At 55.9% G+C, this 20,132-nt stretch carries 23 protein-coding genes; 21 read left to right on the forward strand and 2 right to left on the reverse strand.

Annotated elements, in window-relative coordinates:
* Nucleotide 1 precedes the first annotated feature (1 nt).
* Nucleotides 2-817 (forward strand): PRTRC system ThiF family protein, encoded by an 816-nt coding sequence (locus RQP54_RS18255; RefSeq protein ID WP_315679876.1) that lies wholly within the window; start codon nucleotides 2-4, stop codon nucleotides 815-817.
* A gap of 56 nt (nucleotides 818-873) precedes the next feature.
* On the opposite strand, the gene RQP54_RS18260 is transcribed toward RQP54_RS18255, so the two are convergent.
* On the reverse strand, nucleotides 874-1,170 hold the full coding sequence (locus tag RQP54_RS18260) for a helix-turn-helix transcriptional regulator (RefSeq protein WP_315679877.1): 297 nt from the start codon (nucleotides 1,168-1,170) through the stop codon (nucleotides 874-876).
* Nucleotides 1,171-1,594: 424 nt separating this feature from the next.
* Here RQP54_RS18260 and RQP54_RS18265 point away from each other — a divergent pair, with 424 nt between their 5' ends.
* From RQP54_RS18265 to RQP54_RS18300, 8 genes are all read left to right on the forward strand, one after another.
* A complete protein-coding gene (locus RQP54_RS18265; protein ID WP_315679878.1) occupies nucleotides 1,595-2,242 on the forward strand; it encodes a helix-turn-helix transcriptional regulator in 648 nt (215 codons plus the stop codon).
* A 152-nt stretch (nucleotides 2,243-2,394) separates the two neighbouring features.
* Nucleotides 2,395-2,733, forward strand: coding sequence for a hypothetical protein (locus RQP54_RS18270; protein ID WP_315679879.1), 339 nt, complete (start codon nucleotides 2,395-2,397; stop codon nucleotides 2,731-2,733).
* 147 nt (nucleotides 2,734-2,880) lie between these two features.
* Nucleotides 2,881-3,228 (forward strand): hypothetical protein, encoded by a 348-nt coding sequence (locus tag RQP54_RS18275; protein ID WP_315679880.1) that lies wholly within the window; start codon nucleotides 2,881-2,883, stop codon nucleotides 3,226-3,228.
* Between the two features lie 353 nt (nucleotides 3,229-3,581).
* Complete coding sequence (locus RQP54_RS18280) at nucleotides 3,582-5,771, forward strand: phage integrase family protein (protein WP_315679881.1); 2,190 nt, start codon at nucleotides 3,582-3,584, stop codon at nucleotides 5,769-5,771.
* A gap of 182 nt (nucleotides 5,772-5,953) precedes the next feature.
* Nucleotides 5,954-6,349 (forward strand): hypothetical protein, encoded by a 396-nt coding sequence (locus RQP54_RS18285; RefSeq protein WP_315679882.1) that lies wholly within the window; start codon nucleotides 5,954-5,956, stop codon nucleotides 6,347-6,349.
* 79 nt (nucleotides 6,350-6,428) lie between these two features.
* Nucleotides 6,429-7,082 carry a hypothetical protein gene (locus RQP54_RS18290; RefSeq protein WP_315679883.1) on the forward strand — a complete coding sequence of 218 codons (654 nt, stop codon included), beginning with the start codon at nucleotides 6,429-6,431 and terminating at the stop codon, nucleotides 7,080-7,082.
* Nucleotides 7,083-7,139: 57 nt separating this feature from the next.
* Nucleotides 7,140-7,409 carry a hypothetical protein gene (locus RQP54_RS18295; protein ID WP_315679884.1) on the forward strand — a complete coding sequence of 90 codons (270 nt, stop codon included), beginning with the start codon at nucleotides 7,140-7,142 and terminating at the stop codon, nucleotides 7,407-7,409.
* Between the two features lie 12 nt (nucleotides 7,410-7,421).
* Nucleotides 7,422-8,084 carry a hypothetical protein gene (locus RQP54_RS18300; RefSeq protein WP_315679885.1) on the forward strand — a complete coding sequence of 221 codons (663 nt, stop codon included), beginning with the start codon at nucleotides 7,422-7,424 and terminating at the stop codon, nucleotides 8,082-8,084.
* Between the two features lie 73 nt (nucleotides 8,085-8,157).
* On the opposite strand, the gene RQP54_RS18305 is transcribed toward RQP54_RS18300, so the two are convergent.
* Nucleotides 8,158-8,418 carry a helix-turn-helix transcriptional regulator gene (locus RQP54_RS18305; protein WP_315679886.1) on the reverse strand — a complete coding sequence of 87 codons (261 nt, stop codon included), beginning with the start codon at nucleotides 8,416-8,418 and terminating at the stop codon, nucleotides 8,158-8,160.
* Between the two features lie 81 nt (nucleotides 8,419-8,499).
* Between RQP54_RS18305 and RQP54_RS18310 the strand changes: the two genes are divergently transcribed.
* The 12 genes from RQP54_RS18310 (at nucleotide 8,500) to RQP54_RS18365 (ending at nucleotide 20,131) form a co-directional block, all read left to right on the forward strand.
* Entirely contained in the window at nucleotides 8,500-9,141 is a 642-nt protein-coding gene (locus RQP54_RS18310; RefSeq protein WP_315679887.1) for a hypothetical protein, read from the forward strand.
* A 12-nt stretch (nucleotides 9,142-9,153) separates the two neighbouring features.
* Nucleotides 9,154-10,113, forward strand: coding sequence for a hypothetical protein (locus RQP54_RS18315; protein ID WP_315679888.1), 960 nt, complete (start codon nucleotides 9,154-9,156; stop codon nucleotides 10,111-10,113).
* Between the two features lie 722 nt (nucleotides 10,114-10,835).
* A complete protein-coding gene (locus RQP54_RS18320) occupies nucleotides 10,836-11,495 on the forward strand; it encodes a ParA family protein (RefSeq protein ID WP_315679889.1) in 660 nt (219 codons plus the stop codon).
* 191 nt (nucleotides 11,496-11,686) lie between these two features.
* On the forward strand, nucleotides 11,687-12,469 hold the full coding sequence (locus RQP54_RS18325; RefSeq protein ID WP_315679890.1) for a chromosome partitioning protein ParB: 783 nt from the start codon (nucleotides 11,687-11,689) through the stop codon (nucleotides 12,467-12,469).
* 1,202 nt (nucleotides 12,470-13,671) lie between these two features.
* On the forward strand, nucleotides 13,672-14,985 hold the full coding sequence (locus RQP54_RS18330) for a replication initiation protein (RefSeq protein ID WP_315679891.1): 1,314 nt from the start codon (nucleotides 13,672-13,674) through the stop codon (nucleotides 14,983-14,985).
* A 241-nt stretch (nucleotides 14,986-15,226) separates the two neighbouring features.
* On the forward strand, nucleotides 15,227-15,433 hold the full coding sequence (locus tag RQP54_RS18335; RefSeq protein ID WP_315679892.1) for a hypothetical protein: 207 nt from the start codon (nucleotides 15,227-15,229) through the stop codon (nucleotides 15,431-15,433).
* A gap of 164 nt (nucleotides 15,434-15,597) precedes the next feature.
* The gene (locus RQP54_RS18340; RefSeq protein WP_315679893.1) at nucleotides 15,598-16,095 is read left to right on the forward strand and encodes a hypothetical protein; all 498 of its coding nucleotides are present in this window, start codon (nucleotides 15,598-15,600) and stop codon (nucleotides 16,093-16,095) included.
* Between the two features lie 62 nt (nucleotides 16,096-16,157).
* The gene (locus RQP54_RS18345; RefSeq protein ID WP_315679894.1) at nucleotides 16,158-17,159 is read left to right on the forward strand and encodes a hypothetical protein; all 1,002 of its coding nucleotides are present in this window, start codon (nucleotides 16,158-16,160) and stop codon (nucleotides 17,157-17,159) included.
* A gap of 4 nt (nucleotides 17,160-17,163) precedes the next feature.
* On the forward strand, nucleotides 17,164-17,460 hold the full coding sequence (locus RQP54_RS18350; RefSeq protein WP_315679895.1) for a hypothetical protein: 297 nt from the start codon (nucleotides 17,164-17,166) through the stop codon (nucleotides 17,458-17,460).
* Nucleotides 17,457-17,981, forward strand: coding sequence for a hypothetical protein (locus RQP54_RS18355; protein ID WP_315679897.1), 525 nt, complete (start codon nucleotides 17,457-17,459; stop codon nucleotides 17,979-17,981). Before RQP54_RS18350 ends, RQP54_RS18355 begins: the two co-directional genes overlap by 4 nt.
* Before the next feature lie 14 nt (nucleotides 17,982-17,995).
* Nucleotides 17,996-19,087 carry a hypothetical protein gene (locus RQP54_RS18360; RefSeq protein ID WP_315679898.1) on the forward strand — a complete coding sequence of 364 codons (1,092 nt, stop codon included), beginning with the start codon at nucleotides 17,996-17,998 and terminating at the stop codon, nucleotides 19,085-19,087.
* A gap of 189 nt (nucleotides 19,088-19,276) precedes the next feature.
* Nucleotides 19,277-20,131, forward strand: a complete 855-nt coding sequence (locus tag RQP54_RS18365) for a PD-(D/E)XK nuclease-like domain-containing protein (RefSeq protein ID WP_315679900.1) — start codon at nucleotides 19,277-19,279, stop codon at nucleotides 20,129-20,131.
* Nucleotide 20,132: the final 1 nt, after the last annotated feature.

Genomic DNA, 20,132 nt, shown 5'->3' on the forward strand with positions numbered 1-20,132 from the left:
CATGCTCGTTCATCAATTCAGGACCAGCGTGGGCAAACCGCCCGGCCTGGTCATCACCTATGACACCATTCACCTCATCGGTGCAGGTGGCAACGGTGCCCCGATGCTCATGCGCTTGCACAAGATCCACACCACCCTGCGCGCCCTCGGGCGCTCGGGACTGAAGGTCATCGTGTGGGACATGGACACGGTGTCGCCGTCCAACATCGGCCGCCAACCCTTCTACCCGGCAGACATTGGACGCAACAAGGCCGATGTTCTGATCTCCCGGCTCAAGATGATCGATCCGTCGATCCATCATTGGCAAGCGCGATCAGAAAGGTTCACGCAAGACTCCGAAATCGGCAACACGCTGATGGTGATCACTTGTGTGGACAACAAGGAAGCACGGCGCGCTGTGCATCGGGCAGTTTTTGAAACTGAACGCGCACTGTACTGGCTCGACCTGGGCAATGAAGCCGATTCCGGCCAAATCGTTCTGGGGGAGGCCAAGCATTTGAGACGCACGCTGCGCCTGCCGGTGGTTACCGAGCTGTATCCCGAGATCCTGGACGAATCCATCCCGGAAGATGATTCGCCCAGCTGCTCGACGGAAGAAGCCATCCGCAAGCAGGGCCTGTTCGTTAACGAAATCGTGGTCGGCCATGCCGCAGATCTGATCTGGGAGGGCTTGCACAAAGGCACGGTGACAAAACCCGTGATCTATGTGAGCACCATGCGCCACACTGTCAACAGTGTCGGCATTGACCCCGAGTTCTACAAGCGAAAAGGCTTCAAGCCTGGTCGTCGCAACAACCCGCTCATCATCAAGGTGTAGCGCACTTCCATCTGAAACCACGCCGACCCAATCGGCGTGGTTTTTTTTTGCCCTGACTAACCCCAGGGCCGCCCGAATCCAGCGCATTCAGCGCGAACGGAATCGAGCAGCTCATCCAGCTCGTCCAAGCTAGATGAGTAGGCCATCGCTAACAGCGTCAGGGGTTGCATCTCCAGGCAATCCGCCAACTGATCAACTTTGCTGAGGGTGGGAGACTTCAAACCTCGCTCAAGCGTGCTGACGTAGGTCCTACTTGAATGAACGCTGAAGTCTTCCTGGCTCATTCCCCTGAATTGTCTGGCCCCCCTGAGAGCCTGAGCAAAACTGCTCTTATTTTTTGTGGTCTTGCGCATAAGCTCTATTAGCCAACGCCGAACCCAATAGGACTACAATCTATAGTGTTCGTTGGAATCGACCGCGGCAACATGAAGGTTGCAAGGTTTGACGATGCACCCGATAGCTCAGTTTGCACATTTGGCAACGGTCTAGCATTAGAATGTGTCAACCATGTAACGGTAGACACACAACTTGACCGGGTGTGAATAGCACCCGACGCCTTCATTCAACAAGAATAGCCCGGCATGGTTCTGGACTGGAAACAGGTTTCAACCTGTGGAAAGCCCAGCTTGAAGCTGCACCCCTGATTGGTACCGCGTCCATCGATTGGACCATCACGAGTGCTTTGCGTATATCGACCTATGAGTCGAGACAGTCAAGTTGAGGGTTCGGATCTTGAGCGGGACGGATTTTGTCGATACTGAAGGACGTGTAGATTCCGTGTTCACGGAAATCGAAGTCGAGTGCTTGCCGGAATTCCTGGCGCCACTGCGAAACCATGGCATCGAAGCCTTGGTGGTACTTGGGCCGGATGTCAATTGCAAGAAAAATCGAGGGCGCGCATTACGCACAATGCACCCCTGGAACATGCACCGGGCAGCCAAAGCTTTGTCATGCTGCGAGACGGTTGCTGACATCGAATTTGAAAGCGCACCGCTGATCACTCGCGAGTGCCTGCACTCGGGTAACTTTGCGCGGACGAACTGGGCTCCCCTGTGGATCAAGCAGGGCTTCAACAGCCTGTATATCGTCAAGATTCCAATCGCCATGGACCGCCATTTCGAGTGCCTACTTTTCTCGCGCAGGGAAGGGAGCTCGCAAGCCGAGGCATCGGCAATCGCTTTTCACGTCCTGACTGCCTGGCCGAAGATCAAGCACGAGATTCTGAGCAAACAGCAGCTGCTGACTCGGGCCGAGCAATTGGTATTGCGCCTGTCTGCATTAGGGGACACTTCGCAACAGGTGGCAGTCCGAGCCAACATGTCTGAACGCATGGTCAATTTCCATATTGGAAGCAGCCTGAGGAAGCTCAATGCCTCCAACAAGACCTCGGCGATCCTTAAAGCGATCATGATGGGCATCCTGTAACACTCGGCGGCATCCACCAGGGCCTATTGTGGCCAGCTGGAGGATGCCGTAAAATTGGTTTACTTTCTTGCTGCAGCTAGCCTGTAGCCACTCATACAACCCCTCGGGAGCACATCCCGTACGGTTGAGCTCCTGATCAACAGGAGTCAACCATGATCTATTCCATCCTTGCAGATGGGAACAAGGTCGGGATCACTACAGCACCATGTGAAGCACTGGCCTTGCGTCAGGCACTGCGTGCGCTGAGTCGTCCGACCAATTCCAAAGACAGTGATTTTCCGGACTACACCAATGTCTGTGTAGTTCCCTTTACCGCGGTGACACCGGCACCTGCGAACGTTCATGTGCGGCACACCTGTGGTGCCACACGACCGCATGACGACCACCGAGCGCTACCGCTCCGACCTTTCGAGGTAGGAGCCAAGTATCGATCGGGTGTTGTCTGTGGTCCGGCTGGCCGCAAGGGTCAGCCTGCAGCACAGCCAGCCTAATCCGCTGGCGAAAATCCACACGGGTGCTTCTATGGCCGTCTACGGACCCTGATGTACCCACTTCTGGCGGGGCGACGCAAGTTGCCCTGTATGCGTTTCGAGGAACGCATACAGGGCGGCTTGCTCGATCACCTCTAGGAGTTATCTATGACCTCGATGTACACCACTGACATTCATGCTGCCAACGAGCAAGCTCCGGTGAAACCGGGCGATGCTGTTTGGCTGTATTCGATGCGCAACTCTGACGTTCCGTTGGCTCCCGGTTATCTTGCGATGATGGGTCAACTGAAAGAGCAGTTTGCCGCGTTGGACCAGATGCAGGCTAGCAAAGCTGCCGCTCGCACAGCCCCCGCACAGCCTCAACCGAAGCTGAGCGCGGGGATTCCTGCGGCGCCGCGCCAGTTGCTTGATTTAGCCAAACGGCAACACAAGCAACGCCTGGATGCTGCCATCGTTTCCTGGGCGAATCACTACAGCCATGTGGCGGCAGTGTGAACCCAGATCGACCTTCACAAGGAGACCTCTTCGGAGGTCTCCTTTTTTTTTGGCCTGTCGGCACCAACCGAACTGCGTGCAACCCTTAGGGGGGGTCTTACATGAAGATCCGGTTGCAGCACAGTTAGGCTCTGTGACCGCAGGGACAGCGACAGCAGGACTTGAACGAGCGACTTCCGGCGACCTGGCCTGAGACTTTCGGGTCCATCGGCCTTATTTAATTCATGCGTTACACTAAGTATTATTAGGATGATGTAAACTTAATACTACTAGAACCAGGATTCTTAATTAGATGAGAGTCCAGCCAATGCGAACGATACGCATTCATTACATAAACCATTGATTCCATTGCCATGACAGACCTCGAAATGGACGCCCACAGCCGCGACACACCTGTGCCGGCACCCAGCCGACGCGGTCGACCGGTTGGCTGGCGCATGCCGACACTCGCCGCAGCCGATGGTTTGACACTGGAGGACTTTTCCTTCGTCCGTGGCGTGATCAGTGGCATGAGCCCCATCGAATCATTCAAGAAGTTCTACGCCAATCGCCACTTCGACGCCAAGGGCGACCCCATCATTCCCCACGGTCTGGTCGTCAACAAGCTGGCCCAGGACCTCGAAAGGCAGATCCTGCTGGCTGCGCAAGCCTCGTTGGACCAAGATGTGAAGTCCGCGGCACAGACCTTTTCGCAGGAGCTTCCAGCGGATGTGGTGAGCGAGCCGGTCAAAGTCCTCGCCCACATGGATTTCACGACCTGGTACGACTCCATCGACCCGGACATGTACCGGGAAAACGAGTTGCCTGCGGCGTACCAGGAATACCTGGAGAGCGTTGGGGCGACGGACGCGGCGATCGAACAGGTCAATGTGATCTCGCGCGGCCAGGCCATCGAGCACAAGATCAAGGCGCTCAATTTCCTGCAGACGCAGCTCGCACAGAGCCCCAAGAGCGACCAGGCCATCGAAATTTGGATTGCACGATCCATTACCAGACACCTCAAAGCCATGAGCGTTTCCACCATGGGTGAGCTGGTGGCGTTCATCGGCAATGAAGGTCGCCACTGGCACCGGCGCATCAAAGGCCTGGGCCCGGGCCGGGCAGAACGCATCGAGGGCTGGCTGGATGATCACGCCCAATCGCTAGGTCTGATCGCTCGCCATGGCCCGCAGTGGGAGTCCGCGCCAGAGTTGGCTACCGCCCTACTCCCATTGCAGCGCGTGCCCGAATACCAGCCGCTAATCGCCCTGCCCGGCTCGGCTGTGAGCGCGCCGGCAAATCCTGCCTTGCAGCGTCGTTTTGGGATTGCTCCGCTGGAGTTGCTGTCGGTCCCCAACGAGCTCGATGGTCGCACCGGCATGTTCCGCACCACCACACCAAACCACTTGGGTGCCCGCAATGACTATGAGGCACTGCAGAGTTGGCTGGGGACTTTCCTTGCCGCCGGCAAAGTACGCACGCTGGAAGCCTACCGCCGCGAAGTCGAGCGCTTCTACTTGTGGTGCCTGCTGGAGGCCCGCACCCCTTTATCCTCTGTCGCCCTGAGTCACGCGCAGGCCTACCAGGCTTTTCTGGCGCACATTCCAGCCCACTGGATCAGCGACAAGCGCGTTGCCCGAGAACATGCAGACTGGCGGCCTTTTCGGGGTCAGCTGCTGCCCAAATCCCAGAACTACGCCCTGGGCGTGGTGGAACAGATGTTCACGGCCTTGCACAGAAACGCCTACGTCACCGGGAACCCCTTCGCGAGTATTAGGCCGAACAATGCCGGCGTGAAGCTACGCGCCATGGACACCACGCGCACCTTGCATGCGGGGGATCTCGCACTTGTACGCGAGTACATGGACAAGTTGCCTGGCCTAGCTTCCAAAGACCCGCGCACGGCCGCGCTCGCTCGGCGCACTCGCCTGATATTGCACCTGGCTGTCACCACAGGCCTGCGACTGAGTGAAATTGCCAGCACTGATCTGTCCACGCTGCGCCGCGCGATCATCGACGGGGCAGAAAGCTATGATTGGATGCTGACCGTCATCGGCAAGGGCTCCAAGCCAAGGGACGTTCCCATCCAAGCGGTAGTTCTGCAGGCCATCTATGACCACCATGCGGACTGGAAAAACCTTCTGCCGCCGATGGCCACCGTTCGGGCCGGGGCATTCGAGAAGGCCCCTCCCCTCGTCGCGGTGTTGCAGGCACCGGTGCGCAGCAACACCCAGACCATCACCGACATGACTGTACTGGCCAATGACAATGCCGCATTAGGCAGTGCCGGCGTTGCCAGGGCGCTAAAAACCTTCTTTCGACAGATGGCCAAGACCGTTGAAGAACCACGCCAGCGCGCACGCATCCTGCGGTTCAGCACCCATTGGCTGCGCCACACTTTCGCGCATGAAGTGTTGCGTGCCAATGATGGTGACGAAGGCCTCAAGCTGGCGCAACAGCTCCTGGGTCACGCCTCGATCGCCACGACCGCTGAGTACATGAAGCAGGACGAGACAGCCAAGGTCAAGGCAGCCCGCAAGGTCAACCCGCTCGGGCTGGCTTGACCGGCCACGGCAGCGCCCTACAATTGGGGTTCTTTCAGGCGCAATGCCTAAGCACCCCCAACGGTGCACTCATACCCCGCATTCACTCCGATCGGAGCTGGATTTCACCAACTGCCCAGGGCGAACTCTCGTCCTGTCAGGGCGGTTTTCCATGCCTTGGGCTCTCTCACGAGCAACAAAACATGGAACCATCACGCGATCATCGCTCTACCGGGAATACTGTTGCGAAACAGTGCACGGTACTAGCAAACAAAATTCGCATCATCAGTAGCCTCAACCACGCCGCTCGCATTCGCCGTGCAGTCGCAGAATTGCTTGGCCAATCGGCCATGCATGTCGAGGACGTGATGATGCAAGACATCGTAGGCGATTACGACACGCCGGACACCGTTCCGGAGTGGGCATGGGTTGAAGCCCATGCCAGCTACCGGCACCGCCATAACGGCGAGGACGGCATCTGGGAATTCATCGTCAACCTGGCACGCCATTTCGATGACGTTCCGGAAAAACTGCGTCCGGTAATCCAATCCGCGCGCAAATCTGGCGCAGCCTATCTGGTGTTTCACCAAGGCACCTGACTTTTCTCACTCCCCTGCCCTGGGCATGCACCTGCCCTTGAGGGTTATGCATGCCGTGGGCGTTTCACCCGATAACACCATGAACACCATGACCCATCAACCCAACAAGACCTGCCGATTCTTCGAGTTCGGCACTGCACCGCAGGCCGGCGCACTTGGCTACTACCTGGCCAAGACGGAATGCGGCACGGAACAGGAAATGCAAGAGAAATTCGCTGATCAAGACGTGATCCTTGTCTGTGGCGCATCGCTTGCATGGCAACCCGGGGGCTTCGAATACGCCGTATTCGTCCCGGCACCCCGATACCGCGTGCTCGGCTTGCACAAAACAATCGGTTGGTACCAGAAAGCAATCGACGCAGGCTTGTGGCCACGCGGTGACAAGGGGCAGTTGTCTGAATGCATTTGGATCATCCAAGATGCGAAGGTCAACCGCATTACGCTGACGCAGCACAAGCTGCGCGATCTACCCCTGGACACCTCGGGGTTTGACGCCTCACAGCATGCGATCGCAGCCGAATTGGCTCGACTGGGTCTGTTGGAGCGCATCGATGCTGTTTCCCAGCAGGAATTCGACCCCTCTGCATCTTTCGAGAACCCGCGTCAGGCCATCGACCAGATCCTCCAACAACCTGATCCACATCAGGCCCTCATGGCTGTGGTCGAAACCAACGTTCGCGCAGGCGAAACAGGTTTTGCTTCCGAACTCATTGCCGAGTACGGCCGCACCTGACCTATTGCCCTCGGTTCAATTCCGAGGGCTCCACCTCTACCGACAAGGACAATCACCATGCCCATTCCCGTTATTCGTGGATCGAAATCCACCCGTCCCACCGCCGACCCAGTAAAGGCTTTCTTGCAACGCTCGCCCAATGGCAGCGTCAATGCGCAAGTGGATGCAGCTGTGGTGGATCGCTTCAAGAAAGCAGGCCTGCTTGGAGAAGCACTGGTGCGCAGCATGTTCAACCTGCTCGCGTCATCTACCCCAAATGTCCCGGCATGCAAGCGAGCCAAGGCCAAGGCCTACGCGCTTCTGCAAAGCCGTGAAGCAGCTACCTGATTGGGGTGCACCATGCAAGCTAAATCGTCTTTCCGCTTCGAATACCGCCGCCCTGCCGGTGTTTGCCCAGAAGACAAGCGCACCGGCTTTTTCACGATCGATCTGTCGCAAGATGAGTTCGAGGACTACCAGGCTTTGAAAGCTCGTGTGCACCACGAGCTCGACGTGATCGGCATTCCCCAGCATGAGTCAGCCTACTGGGTGGAAGCTCCTCCATACAGCCTTGACCAACTGAAAAAGCTGGCCATTGCATTCGGCTCTGGAAACGCCACACTGATTCCCCATTACGCCCACGGCTGGCACTACAACCACTACCACCAGGCGGTCGTTGACGGTGTGCGCTATCGCTACATGGGCTTTCAGGGGGGCGAGTTCATCAAGTTCGCGCCTGACATCGAGCAACCCTCCCCTCCCCTACCGATGGGCACCCTGTTCGATGGACCGGTGAGGCTGCACGATCATGGGCACATCCAGACACCGGAGCATGCTGCGCTATTCAAGACGGGTGAGTTGGATTTGCCCGGCCAACCGATTCAGCACGTAGCAGTTCGCTTCTGCAACTTCGCGTTCAACGCAGCACAGAAACGTGCCGACGCTGTATTCGAAGCCTTGGATACCACCGGCCAGCACCTCGGCCACTACTTCGCCTCTGCTTTCAAGACCTTGGTTCTGTAAGCAAGCAAGCACTACAAAACCCGCCGTTCCTTGCGTTCGGCGGGTTTTTTTTCGTCTGTCGAATGCGTGGCCCCTACTTATGAGGGGGGATACGTTTGCCTGTCAGGACGTAGTACATGTCGAGCCCCAATGCATGGGCCTTGTTCACGTATTCAAGCGAAGGGAAGGTGTGGTTTTTGTCGTCATTGGGCTTTTCGTATTTGATCTGGGTGTATCGGGATACGCCTGTCTGCATTGCCATGGCATCCTGAGACAACCCGGCAGCATCGCGCTCTTGCGCCAACCGCTGCCCCATGGAGTCCAGTTCAAATGGGAGTAAAAAAAAGTCTTGCATGTCAAGAAATGTTGACTATAATTGTGTCAAGAATTATTGACATTGTACTTGGGGCAAGTTCCAAAGCAAGGAGTCCACAAAATGAATCAGAGTGAAATTTCGGTCGGCAAGGTCTACACCAACGTAACCTCGGAAAACCGCCGAGTAATCGAAATCCTCACCATGGAGGATGGCAAGCAGATGGTACGCTTCCAAGCCATGCCTTGGACGATGAACCCGGATCTGTACCTGAAGCATTTCAAGCATCTGGCCCCCCTGCCCTCCCCTACTGAGTTCCGCAACAAGTCTCGTATCGCACCGGGAGTGCTGTATGGCGAAGTGCCTCTGCTCGCATTCGCTCGCTGGGCAAAACAGGAACGCACTCCGAACCCGAAGCTCAATGCTCCTGGTCGGACCATGGCCGCGCAGATCATCGAAATCGTGATGCGCAAGCAGTACACCAGTCGCTCGGCTGAACGCACCTTCTACAGTGAATGCTCCACTCGCGAGCAGTTCTTCACCCCCGGCCCATCGGCGATGCACTGGGTCTACACCATGCCGGACGGGTCCCGCATTGGCTTCATGGCGCCCGTTGTCATGGCCGAACTGGACGACATGGGCAAGCCTATCTTGACCAGTCACCATCAACTGGATTTGAACCAGAGCTTTGCTTTTGGCGATATTGAAAGAATCACTCGCGCAGAAGAGAAACTGTGGATCGAAGCCAATCGCCCATTTGCCTGAGAATCATTGACCATGAAAAGACTCACCATGCCCGTACATTCCGGCCTGATGTTTACTCTCGGCTGCTTAGCAAGCACCGCCACTCTGGCGACTGACCCGCTAGCCGCAATCAACCTTTCCGACCCAGCAACGGTGCAATGGCGCATCGTCGGGCGCTGCATGGTTAGCCCACGTGTCGAGCACTGGATTCCCTTGGCCTGGGTCGAAACCTCACCATCCGGGCAACACTCATTCATTGACGGAACTCCTACCGCTGACGGAAAAACCAGCGTCCTGCGTTCATCCGGTCTCGAATCGTCAAACTCCGCCCGCATTCTGAACTTCACCAACAACCTCTGGAGAGCGTCAAACATTGCAAACTCTCTGCAGCAACAGGTCTGCAATGTGTGGGACGCCTCACTACAAGCACCCCCTGCATCAACATCCGCAACCGCAGACTGCGAAAGCAGCAGTGCAATTGCAGTCGGACTAAAACAGTTTGACGACCTCTTTCGCTCGGTGACCACCCCGCTCATGACCCTCGCATACGACAGCACCCGCGATAGCGGATGGACAAGTGGGTGTCGCGACAAGACCTTGATGGAGCAGGCCACAGCTTCAAACATGCGCTGTGATACAGAAATGCTTTCACCCGATCTACAACCAGGCGGCGCAGCGGCCAGTGCTGCCGCCACCAAGTATTGCGTTGGACGATGGGGATCACTCATCCCCCGCCAGTCTCGGGAAATAGGACTGACTGGTCCCGCAGCCAGCGCCAAGTCAGCGTATCGAGCCATGTCGACAGCGCGAAACCATCTCAACAGATTCCCCTACCCGGTAGACACCGCCGGCAAGATGCAACTCGCCGCTCCAAACCCAAGCCCGTCATTTACACCTGGAGATCGCCCATTGCCCTCCAGCATTCAACCCAACGGTGCAAAGGTATACGCCTGGATCTACTGGCGGAAAGTCACGTGCTGCGTTGGTGATTAAGCATCACGCTCAATTGTGCCGGCACAACCATTCCAAGCGGCCTCCTCATTGCGAGTCAACGCCAGCACCATTCATCGCACCATCGCCCGCAAACAACCACACCTCCGAGAGAGGATTCACCACACCAAGCCACGACAGGGCACCACTGAAACATCGGTTGTGCCGGCACAACCCACTCCCTCACCACCGACCACGTCAAGGGCAACAGATCCCTCATTGACCTCAGAGGATCGGGTTTGTCAATCCGCTGCTAGCGCCAAGTCAGCCCATCGAGCCATGTCAACAGCGCAAAACCACCCCATCAAAGCCCCCAATCCGCTCGCCAACTCAGGATGCGCTGCCTCCCCACCCGCACTCAACCCAGCGACCAAAGGTCTGCACCAGAATCTACATAGCGAAGTCCAAGTGCGTGCTGCGCCAACGAATTGAACCGCATCATCAATTGTGCCGGCACAACTCATTTCATATTCAGACCGGAAGGCTAGTTGCAACGAGCGCCCGAGCAAGTGCCGGCCATCAGCAAAAGCCGCAAATTGTGCCGGCACAACCAGCCATCTAGGCACAGAGCGAAAGAAGAGAAAAATGATCGACAGATGGTAAGGCGGTATCGAGACCTACCACACTGGATTTTGTGGTGCAAATAAACTGCTTACATGAAGATAAAAATAGTGACGCCCTGGAGAGTAATGACTATACTTTGCAGTTCATATGGAGGTTAAGTCATGATCATCTTGGTAGGAAATGGGAAAGGCGGCGTCGGAAAGTCTCGCCTTGCAATTCACCTGGCGGCCCTGGCTGTCGCCGAAGGCGTGGACACTGCGTTGCTTGATACCGACGTGATTCAGGGATCGTCTGCTTCGTGGTCGCGTATCAGAAACGAGGAGGGGATTTCGCCCAACGTTCCGGTGATGCTCCTGCCGCAAAACCCACTCGTTGAATTGGCTAGTCTCTCCAACAAATACGATTTGGTAGTTGTTGACATCGGCGCACAAAACTACAAAACCATGGTTGAGTGCGCTGCCGTGAGTGATCTCGTCCTGGTTCCTTGCGGCAATGATCAGCAGGAGATGGAAGCGACCATGCTCGTCTTCAAACACCTTGAATCGATAGGCCCCAAACACAAAAGCGGTAAGGTGCCAGCCTACGCCGTACTCAGCAGGGTAAGCAGCAATGAAAAGGCGAAATCCACACAGGATTTGCGCGAAGTCTTCGAGAGTAGCGGAATCCCCGTGTTGAAACAGGTGCTTCCTTCACGCACCGCATGGGGCGCAACGGGCAAGACTGGCCGAGCACTGCACGAACTTCGAGGTAAAGACAAGTCCGACAAAGCGACCGCAGAAATGCGTGCGTTGTATGAAGAGGTCAAAGAACTTGCAAACTAAACGGGGAATTTATGGTAACAAAGTTTCGTCGAACCCCCATTGACATAACAAGTCTCGGGGCAATCGCACACGCAGCACAAGGCGTTCCGGCCGGTGTGACGGAGGCAATCGCACAACTAAGTAAACCGCCCGCCCCAACCACGACAGTCAGCAATCCAGTACTGTCCTACGTGGTCGGGCAGGTGTACGACGTGCCACTGCATCTGATCGAATCAAACCCTCTCAATCCACGTGTTCTGTATCCAGCCCAGGACGTGGATGCGATGACGGTGCTTCTCCGCGAGGACGGCCAGCGTATCAGCGCCACCGGTTACGTCGGAGACAATGGGACAGTTGTACTGATCGAAGGAGAGACGCGACTGCGGGCATCGCGTGCTGGTGATCGCCGCACCCTCAGAATTGAAATCAAACCCAAGCCAGCGGACGAGAAAGCGCTATACGAGGAGGCTCGCTCAGCCAACATCGACAGGCGCAACCAAACACCCCTGGACGATGGAATCAAGTGGAACGACCTGATCAATGTTCGCCGCATCTACTCATCGCAGAAGGAACTGGCTGAACGATTGGGCATTGAGGAAGATGTTGTCAGTCGATCCATCTCGCTCACACGGTTGAGTCCCCGCGTCTTGAATACGGTGGCCGAGTACCCAGACATGCTCAATCTGCGAATGCTCATCGCGATACGGACTTTCTGGGAGGCGACAGGAGACGAAGACACACTGGAGCTCATTGCCGAGATTGCAAAAAACGGTCTGGGCTCCCGCGATGTCATGGCTCGGGCCAAGACTGCGAAGAACGAACCCACCCGCAAGCCACGTTCTGCTTCCGAGGAGGTCAAGTACCTTTCGGGGAAGGGCGTTCTGAAATCATTCCCTGATCGTGTGGAGCTATCAATCACAGGCCTAAAGCCTGAACATGTACCAGCACTGACCGAAACGATCCGTCGAGCGATTGCTGAGCAAGGGTCGATATAGCGCCTTGACCAAATCGGCCTGGAGCATTTCATCCAGGTTCTTTGTTGTCCAATCAGATATGCCCGCTCCAGCGGGCATTCTTTTGTGGCATTGCTGCGATAGGTGGAAGATGCGTTGAACTCAAACGCCAAAGTAGCCATTTATGGGGGCGTCGCTGCAGTTGGACAAACAGAAAGACAAAAATCCCCAGTGTCGATGCAACGAAACGGCTGAATTGGCCACAAGGTTGCTGATGGACCATGCCCTAACGCGTTCTGGACAGCACACGACTGATTCGTCGTCCCATAGCCTTCCACCTATAGCGCTTCCCACAAATGGTAACTTGCGCCAACAGTGCTAAGAAGTCGACTGCACACAACCCTTACACCGCGACCAGGTTGAAGCACATCAAGCACCGCGACCAAGCCGGAGCCCCCCCACAAAAGGTCACCTAAGCCCAATCCCATAGACAGTAACCTTCGAAGCTGCAGTTGACAAAGCGTCGCCCCATAGCTGGTCACCCACTTTTCACAGCAACAGAACACCATCCCATAAAGAGACACCTATGAGAGTGAGACCAGCGGTACCGCAAGAATTTGCAACCCGAAAGCGCCCCATAAACAGTCACCCAAGGCGGGCAATCAACACGACATTCCCCATAAGCTTCCACCTTAGTCGGGCATTCAAGCACCTATGGCGGCCCAAACAATCCCATGAACGTACACCAAAAGCACCATGGGGAATCCAAACACTCCCATTAGTGGTCACCTAAAGCCCTCTACCTCGAATCTGCGCCGCTTCTTAATCGAATACGCCTCAAAGCAGGGCGCGGCAGGGCCCCATAGAAGTCCACCAATTCCGACTTCAAAAAAGACCGTCCCCATAGATGGTCACCAATGAGAATTCCCATAAACCAGCACCTCAATCCCAAATCCACACACCCCATTCCCCACAGCTTTCCACCTAGGCCCCAAATCCACATACCAGTCAACCCAGATACAGTCACCTCAGCCCCCATAAACCAACACCGAAGTGCCGCTAAGTCCTTGTCGCGTCTGGACTTTTTTCACCCCAAAGGTATTAAAGCGATGAAAGTGTCTATAAAGACACAAAGGCGATGACGCTCCTTCGTGTCCCCAAATGCCAACGCAATTAAGTCTTGGCAAACAAAGGGAAAGGCATCAAAATACTTTCCACCATTCCACTTATTCACCATTCCACCTGTGGCAACCAAGCGCAAAACCCAAAATAGTTCCGCTGGCCAAGTGTCGCTGTTCCAGGCCACTGAAGTGCCCGAGCCATTCCGAAAAGCAGTGCAGGTTGTTCACAGCAAGCCACACGTGCAAATGTCGCTGATGGAACGCAAGATCAGCAACTCCTGGATCAAGAACGCCCTGGACCGGAAGCCCGATGAAGAGGGGTGGTGGTATATCAGCGTCTCGCACATGGGTGAGCAAATTGGGTTCGATTCAAACAACGTTGGATACCTCAAGGAGGTGTCACGCCGCGTGATGTCGATCCGCTTCGAATGGGACGTCTTGGCCAAGGAAGGGAAGGGTATCGGGTGGAAGGCATCGGTCTTGTTTCCTGAGGTGGAAATCCGTGGGGACCACATCCGATACCAGGTCAGTCGGCAATTGAGAGAGCAACTACTGAACCCAACCATGTACGCCATGCTTGACATGGCGGTCGTTCGAAAGTTCAAGCGAGCACCGGCACTTGGTCTCTATGAACACTGCATCCGGTTTGAGAACATTGGGCAAACCGCTCGTATTCATTGGACCCAGTTGCGCGACATCCTCTTGGGAGAAGGTACCGATAGCAAGTCCTACCAGGACTTCAAGTACTTCAACGCCAAGGTGGTAAAGCCCGCCGTCGCCGAAATCAATGCCGTAACCGACTTCCAACTGGAAGCACACACGGCGCGCATGGGTCGCACGGTTACCGAAATATGGTTCACCATCGTCAAGATCGTTCAGAAAGACGCGGCAGAAAACATAGACTCAGCTGAAGAGCTAGCCGCTGTTGGCGAACTCATCAAGATTGGCATGCCACAGTCCGAAGCAAAGCGGCTAGTACGCCAACACGGCGTGAACTCAGTCACCGCGGCACTCGCGTACACGGAGCGCCGCGCCAATGACAAGAAGCAAACCACACTCGGTAACAAGGCCGCCTATTTCCGAGCAGCCCTCACTCAGAAGTGGGGTGTCATCGATGAGTTGACTCAGCCTGAAGTAGCAGCAAAGGCACCTCCCAAACCCAAAGCGAAGTCGCTACAGGAAGCACTGAAGGACAAACGCTCCAAGGATGCCGAAGAGTATTTCAAGGAACTCGATCCAGCCGATCAGGCAGAGTTCATTACCAAATACAACCATTCGCAAGAAATCTCCGGCCTGCGAATCAAGAACAACAAGGTGCAGAAGGGCGCTCAGACAGCGTTTTTCCGTTGGTTAGGGCAGGAAGTATGGGGCGAGCCAACCCAGGAGGAAGCACTGCAGTTCGCCACGGAAATGATCGCTGCAAGGGGGCTCCTGTAGAGCACCGCGCCTGACTGCCATAGGCTGTACGCACCCCACATTGGGATGGAGGCTTGCACCTAGTGGGCAGATTGGTATAAACTGGCACCACTTTCTGGCTATACGCCACGCGCTTAACGCGCAACTCATACTTTCTTTCCACCCGCGCGGGATTCCAATCCCGCCAGGGCTCGGACTCTTTTCTGTCGCTCGGGTTTTCAACACGACACACCCGCAGCAGAACGGGCAGAAGGAGTTCTACATGTCTCTCTCAGCAGTCGCAGCTATGGACATCAAGTCCACTACTGCAGCCATTCGCTCGTACAACATTGATGTACGTGGCGATCAGAAGTCAGCATTGCGCTTTCTGTCCAATCTCCGCATGGAGTGCGAGCAAAAACGCATGGCATGGCAGGTCTACAACGCTGTAAAGCGCGAGGCCAAAAAAGCAGGACTCATCCCCCGGTGAGCTCTGTTTTCTCTCTTCATTTTTTTCCACATCGAAAGGAGCCCATCATGGGTTTGGTTATCTGCGCTATCGCCGTTTCGGGTTTCGCTCTGGGCATGTCTGTCGTCAAGGCAGGTCGTCGTCTGGGTGTTCCTGGTTTCGCAACAAACTGAGCTGAGGCCAAAATGATTCACGTCGTTTTGACCTTCATATCGCTCATTCTCGGAGCGCTGGCAGCAATGTCAGCCGCTCCGGGTTTTTGGACCGGATGTTTCGTTGGTGCCGTCATGGCAACCAGCGGGCTGAAGTGGGCCAAGCATCTCTGGACTGAGGCTCAAAAAGCCCAGCTCATGAAAGAAATGCAACTTGCTGCGCGGGAAGCCGCGCTGGCAAAAAGCATTGCCAAGATGGAGGCTGAGAAAGCCGCTGCCGCGCAAGCACCTCAGGCCTCACAGCCCACGGTGCCAGCACCGGTGGTGGTTCCCCCGCCCCCCCCACCACCTGTCGCCGCGCAAGCTGCAACAGTCCCTGCGCCTTCGGCCCCGTCGCGACCATCAACGGTCACGCCGAAGCCGGGGCCTCAACCACTTCCTGATAGCCATTTCACAGTGCCGGATTTGATCTGGCCGAAGATTGAAAAGGGAACAGGTACAGGGCCAGCCTTTGCTGCACCCCCAAACTAACCGTCGAAAGACATAAGGCCGCGAAAGCGGCCTTTTTTTTAGCTATAGATAGGAGAGCAACCATGTCCGAATCTATGACGCACGGAACGCCATTGATGGCCCTACACGGGTCCGTCATGCGTCATGACGTAGGGACGTTGTCGTTGTCCAGTCAGTTGCCCGTGTTGATCGATCACGACTACCCAGTCATGGTCAATCCGCACATCTTTGGCGGCTTGCTGGACATCGGGATCACAGAGATCCAGTCCCAAAAGAACGGCCTCAGTATCAAGACCACAACTGGCTTGCATGCAAAGCTACCGGTGATCCCTGACCCGCATCGTGTCATGGAGCTACGGCTCAGCGAGGGCGGCTCCGCAGTCGATCCAGAAGAGTTTGCGGCCTGGCTCAAACAGGCTGTCACCATCAGCAAAGCGATCAGTCGGCATGCAGGTTCTGCCTACACCTACCGATCCAACGTGTTTGTGTTCAATTCCAGTGTAATGGTCGCCGCCCGCCTCAAGAAGGGCTGGCCGGTACCCTGTACTGCGAATCCACGCTTGCTCGCGAGCATCCTGGCTCATACTGCAGCCGACCCGGTCAAAGCCGCCATCTGCGCTGAAAGCGAAGTGTTGGTGAAGACCGCATCTGGCAAAGTGCTGCGAGCGGAATCCGCCGAGAGTCAGTTGCCCAACCAGCCGGTCGACATGCTCGCGCGCTACAAAACGCACACTGCTGTTGCCATTCAAACCATTCCTGCTCAAGACCTCTGCAAGGCGGCGATACAGCTGCGCTGCATTGCCGAAGCATTTGGCAAGTCAGTCGCAGGAGCGGATGTCAAGATGGCTGCAGATGCCAGCGGAGTGACTGTGCAACTCCAGGACAACAAGATTCACTTTCCATGCGATGGGTGGACTCTTGGGAAACTGGATGTACCGTTGCAGTCGTTCATCACGCTGAGTGCCATACCAACTGACTGCGACGAAGTTCACGTCGTTAGTGCCCCCCATACAGGGTCACCTTCGCCGCTGATCTTTCGTGCGGGCAACCTGTCGTTTTTCATGGCTGCGGCTGCAAGAGGGTAGTGTGATGCTTCAACTCTTCAACACCGCACCAGAGAACGATCACAAGGTAAAGCCGACACCATCCGACCCGCACACATCCTTTCGGGATCTGCAGGGCCAGGACGTGGTGTTGTTTGCCAACACCATCTACGAAAGCAACCTTGCCCGACTCATGTCGGACCCGTCAGATGCCGAGGCTGTGGCCTGGTTGATGTCGGATGAACGCAGCCAACTGTCGTTTCTGCATTGTTGCGAAATTTTCAACATTGATCCCGACGCGGTACGTGCGTCGATCCCTTTACCAAGAAGGAAAACCACATGAGTAATCACATTGAATTGCGCGGCGTCATCACCCACGTCGCTTTGCGGGCAACCAGCCTGTTCATGACCGTTCGCGAAGAGACGCGCGCCGGCAGCCAATTCAAAGGCTCCCTGCACACCGTCAAGGCCTACTATCCCAAGGGTTCCAATGAACCGCCGGAGATGTGGGCGCAAAAGCTGCAGCACTTTGAGGCAGGCATGACAGTGATTGTCCAAGGTAAGCAGTCGTTCGAAAGGGAGACACGACTGGACCCCGCGTCCCAAGAGTGGGTGCCGGTGCGTCATCCAGTGGATGATCGAGACCTGTACTCACCCTTTATCTGGGTCACTCAGATCGACGCACTGTTTGATCCGGCGATACACACCAAGCGCAGTCAGCAACAGGCGGCGCAACCTGCTCAACGTGCTGCAAGTCAGCCAGCCGCAGCGGTTCCACCGGCCCGTCAGCAAACGCGGGCACCAACATCGCTGCCCGATGACGATTTGCCACCGATGCCTGGTAGTGAAGTAGCCTGGAACTAGACAGGATACGAATCATGTACACAGGGCAGGGTGTTGATGTCTTCGAGGAGGCCAAGCAGCGTTCGCTGCAGGACTACCTTGAAGCTGCACTTGGCGTTTCCGCCTACAAAAGCGGAAGCCAAGTTAGGATGGATGCCTGTCCTCACTGTGGCCACTCCTTGGCGGGTTCGGGAAAACTCCGTATCAAAGGCGACCGGACGTGGCAGTGTTACGGCTGCGGACTGTTCGGCTCGATCATTGATGCGGCGATGTGGTTGACCCCCGGCTGTGAAACTCCGCTGCTCGCAGCGAAAGACATTACTGGAGGAAACACACCACCCGCGATCTCACCCGTTGAGCGACAAAAACAGATCGATGCCGACAACCGAAAGGTTGAGTGGCAAGTTTGGGTGAATCAGCGCATCCATGAAGCCACCAGGCAAAGGTTTGATCCGGCTGTCTGGGACTACTTGGTTCGCACCCGTGGTCTAAGTCCTGATGTTGTGACCGAGGCCTGGCATCGAGGCATGCTTGGGAGCATGCCGGCCAATCGCGATCAAGCCACACTCTGGCTTAGTAGCGTGGTCGGTGACACCGAGTTGCATTACGCTGGACTCTGGAAGGAGGACTCGCCAAGCCCTTGGATTGCAGGGAGACCATTGGTGCAGTTTGTGGACACAAAGCAGTATGCGGAATTCCGCGTGCTGTTTAAGCCCACGAATCCCAAAACCAAAAAGTCGTTGGCTGTTGGGAAACCTGGGGTTCCGTACTACTGGAAGGGCTCAAATTCTTCCCGCTGTTTGGTCACCGAGGGTTGCCTGGAGTTACTTGCAGCCCTATCGATGGGCTACCCCGGCGACATGATCGCCACCGCCGGAACCGGTTCCTGGAGGATTTCCTGGTTCAAGGGGTTGGCGGATAAAGGCGTGAAGGTGTTTGATCTTGCCTTCAACAACGATCATCGGGTCGATCCGAGCACCGGGCAAATTTCAAATCCCGGGAAAGAGTGTCAGGTGGAGCTGGCTCGTGAATTGCAGTCAATCGGCTTGCAATGCGCGGATGCAAGCCCCAAGGAAGTGGGTGACATCAATGATGCACTGCTGAGATTGAGACAGAAGTCGCAATAGCGAAAACGCCTTGCGTTCCCTAGCCGGAACCGCAAGGCGTTTTTTTTTGTCTTGCGTTTTGTCACCTTGACGAGCATGCTGGTTTTTGGCAGACTAGGGAGACTTTCAGACCCCTAGTGGGTTACTCATACCATCCCGAGCGGAATCCTTCCGCTCGCGCGGACGGACTCCCTCCCAACCGGAGAACTTATGGAGGCCGTCAAACCCCAAACAGAAAACTCCGTTTTCGTTGCTACCAAGGAGGAGATCTCCTCCCAGGCGTATCACGAAGAACGGGGGCACATCAGCTCATCGCAGCTGATTCACGTACTGCGCACACCAGCCCATTTCCTCTACCACTCGTTGCAAGGCAGTGCGGAAGAGTCGGACCTGATGCGCATGGGCACCGCCGTGCATTGCATGGTGTTGGAACCCAACGAATTCAAGAACCGATACGTCTTTGCGCCGCGTCACTACGACCGTCGCAAGAAGGTGGATCTTGCTGAGCTGGAGGCTATTGCCGCCCAGTATCCAGGTCGAACCATTCTCGAACCCAGTGAGCGATTTACGCTGGAGAAGATCGTGACAGGACTGCGTAATCACGCAAAGGCCCGTCAGTTGCTCGCTGCCCCAGGGCAGTCCGAGCTATCGATTTTCTGGCGTGATGACCTCACAGGAATTGACCTGAAGGTGCGTATCGACCGCCTGGTGGAAGTGGGCTCCACGGGAATGATGTTGGAAGTGAAATCAACGGACAACGCATCACCCGAAGCCTTCTCTCGCAAGATCATCGATATGGACTACGACCTGCGGGCTGTGATGTACGCCGATGGCGTGCAAAAGGCCTATGGCTTCACACCGTCCATTGCATGGTTGGTGATGGAGCGCGAGACAGGTTTCGTTGCGATGTATCAACCCACTGCAAAGATGCTGCAGCGTGCGCGTCGACGCTACGAGGAAGCTCGTATCGCTTTGGCTCACGCCAAGTCTCTCAACTCTTGGCCTGCATACCAAACTGGTGAGTCGATTGAATCGATTGACTTGCCTCGCTGGGTCAAGAACTAAA

Origin of the sequence: Curvibacter sp. APW13 (genome assembly GCF_032337135.1) — a bacterium.
In the GTDB taxonomy this organism is placed as follows: Bacteria; Pseudomonadota; Gammaproteobacteria; order Burkholderiales; family Burkholderiaceae_C; genus Allorhodoferax.

Coding starts and splice junctions, on each gene's coding strand:
- RQP54_RS18360 (WP_315679898.1), top strand. CDS start 17,996: ATGTACACAGGGCAGGGTGTTGATGTCTTCGAGGAGGCCAAGCAGCGT.
- RQP54_RS18275 (WP_315679880.1), top strand. CDS start 2,881: ATGACCTCGATGTACACCACTGACATTCATGCTGCCAACGAGCAAGCT.
- RQP54_RS18345 (WP_315679894.1), top strand. CDS start 16,158: ATGTCCGAATCTATGACGCACGGAACGCCATTGATGGCCCTACACGGG.
- RQP54_RS18315 (WP_315679888.1), top strand. CDS start 9,154: ATGAAAAGACTCACCATGCCCGTACATTCCGGCCTGATGTTTACTCTC.
- RQP54_RS18305 (WP_315679886.1), bottom strand. CDS start 8,418: ATGCAAGACTTTTTTTTACTCCCATTTGAACTGGACTCCATGGGGCAG.
- RQP54_RS18365 (WP_315679900.1), top strand. CDS start 19,277: ATGGAGGCCGTCAAACCCCAAACAGAAAACTCCGTTTTCGTTGCTACC.
- RQP54_RS18350 (WP_315679895.1), top strand. CDS start 17,164: ATGCTTCAACTCTTCAACACCGCACCAGAGAACGATCACAAGGTAAAG.
- RQP54_RS18300 (WP_315679885.1), top strand. CDS start 7,422: ATGCAAGCTAAATCGTCTTTCCGCTTCGAATACCGCCGCCCTGCCGGT.
- RQP54_RS18340 (WP_315679893.1), top strand. CDS start 15,598: ATGATTCACGTCGTTTTGACCTTCATATCGCTCATTCTCGGAGCGCTG.
- RQP54_RS18285 (WP_315679882.1), top strand. CDS start 5,954: ATGGAACCATCACGCGATCATCGCTCTACCGGGAATACTGTTGCGAAA.
- RQP54_RS18255 (WP_315679876.1), top strand. CDS start 2: ATGCTCGTTCATCAATTCAGGACCAGCGTGGGCAAACCGCCCGGCCTG.
- RQP54_RS18310 (WP_315679887.1), top strand. CDS start 8,500: ATGAATCAGAGTGAAATTTCGGTCGGCAAGGTCTACACCAACGTAACC.
- RQP54_RS18355 (WP_315679897.1), top strand. CDS start 17,457: ATGAGTAATCACATTGAATTGCGCGGCGTCATCACCCACGTCGCTTTG.
- RQP54_RS18295 (WP_315679884.1), top strand. CDS start 7,140: ATGCCCATTCCCGTTATTCGTGGATCGAAATCCACCCGTCCCACCGCC.
- RQP54_RS18320 (WP_315679889.1), top strand. CDS start 10,836: ATGATCATCTTGGTAGGAAATGGGAAAGGCGGCGTCGGAAAGTCTCGC.
- RQP54_RS18290 (WP_315679883.1), top strand. CDS start 6,429: ATGAACACCATGACCCATCAACCCAACAAGACCTGCCGATTCTTCGAG.
- RQP54_RS18280 (WP_315679881.1), top strand. CDS start 3,582: ATGACAGACCTCGAAATGGACGCCCACAGCCGCGACACACCTGTGCCG.
- RQP54_RS18270 (WP_315679879.1), top strand. CDS start 2,395: ATGATCTATTCCATCCTTGCAGATGGGAACAAGGTCGGGATCACTACA.
- RQP54_RS18335 (WP_315679892.1), top strand. CDS start 15,227: ATGTCTCTCTCAGCAGTCGCAGCTATGGACATCAAGTCCACTACTGCA.
- RQP54_RS18260 (WP_315679877.1), bottom strand. CDS start 1,170: ATGCGCAAGACCACAAAAAATAAGAGCAGTTTTGCTCAGGCTCTCAGG.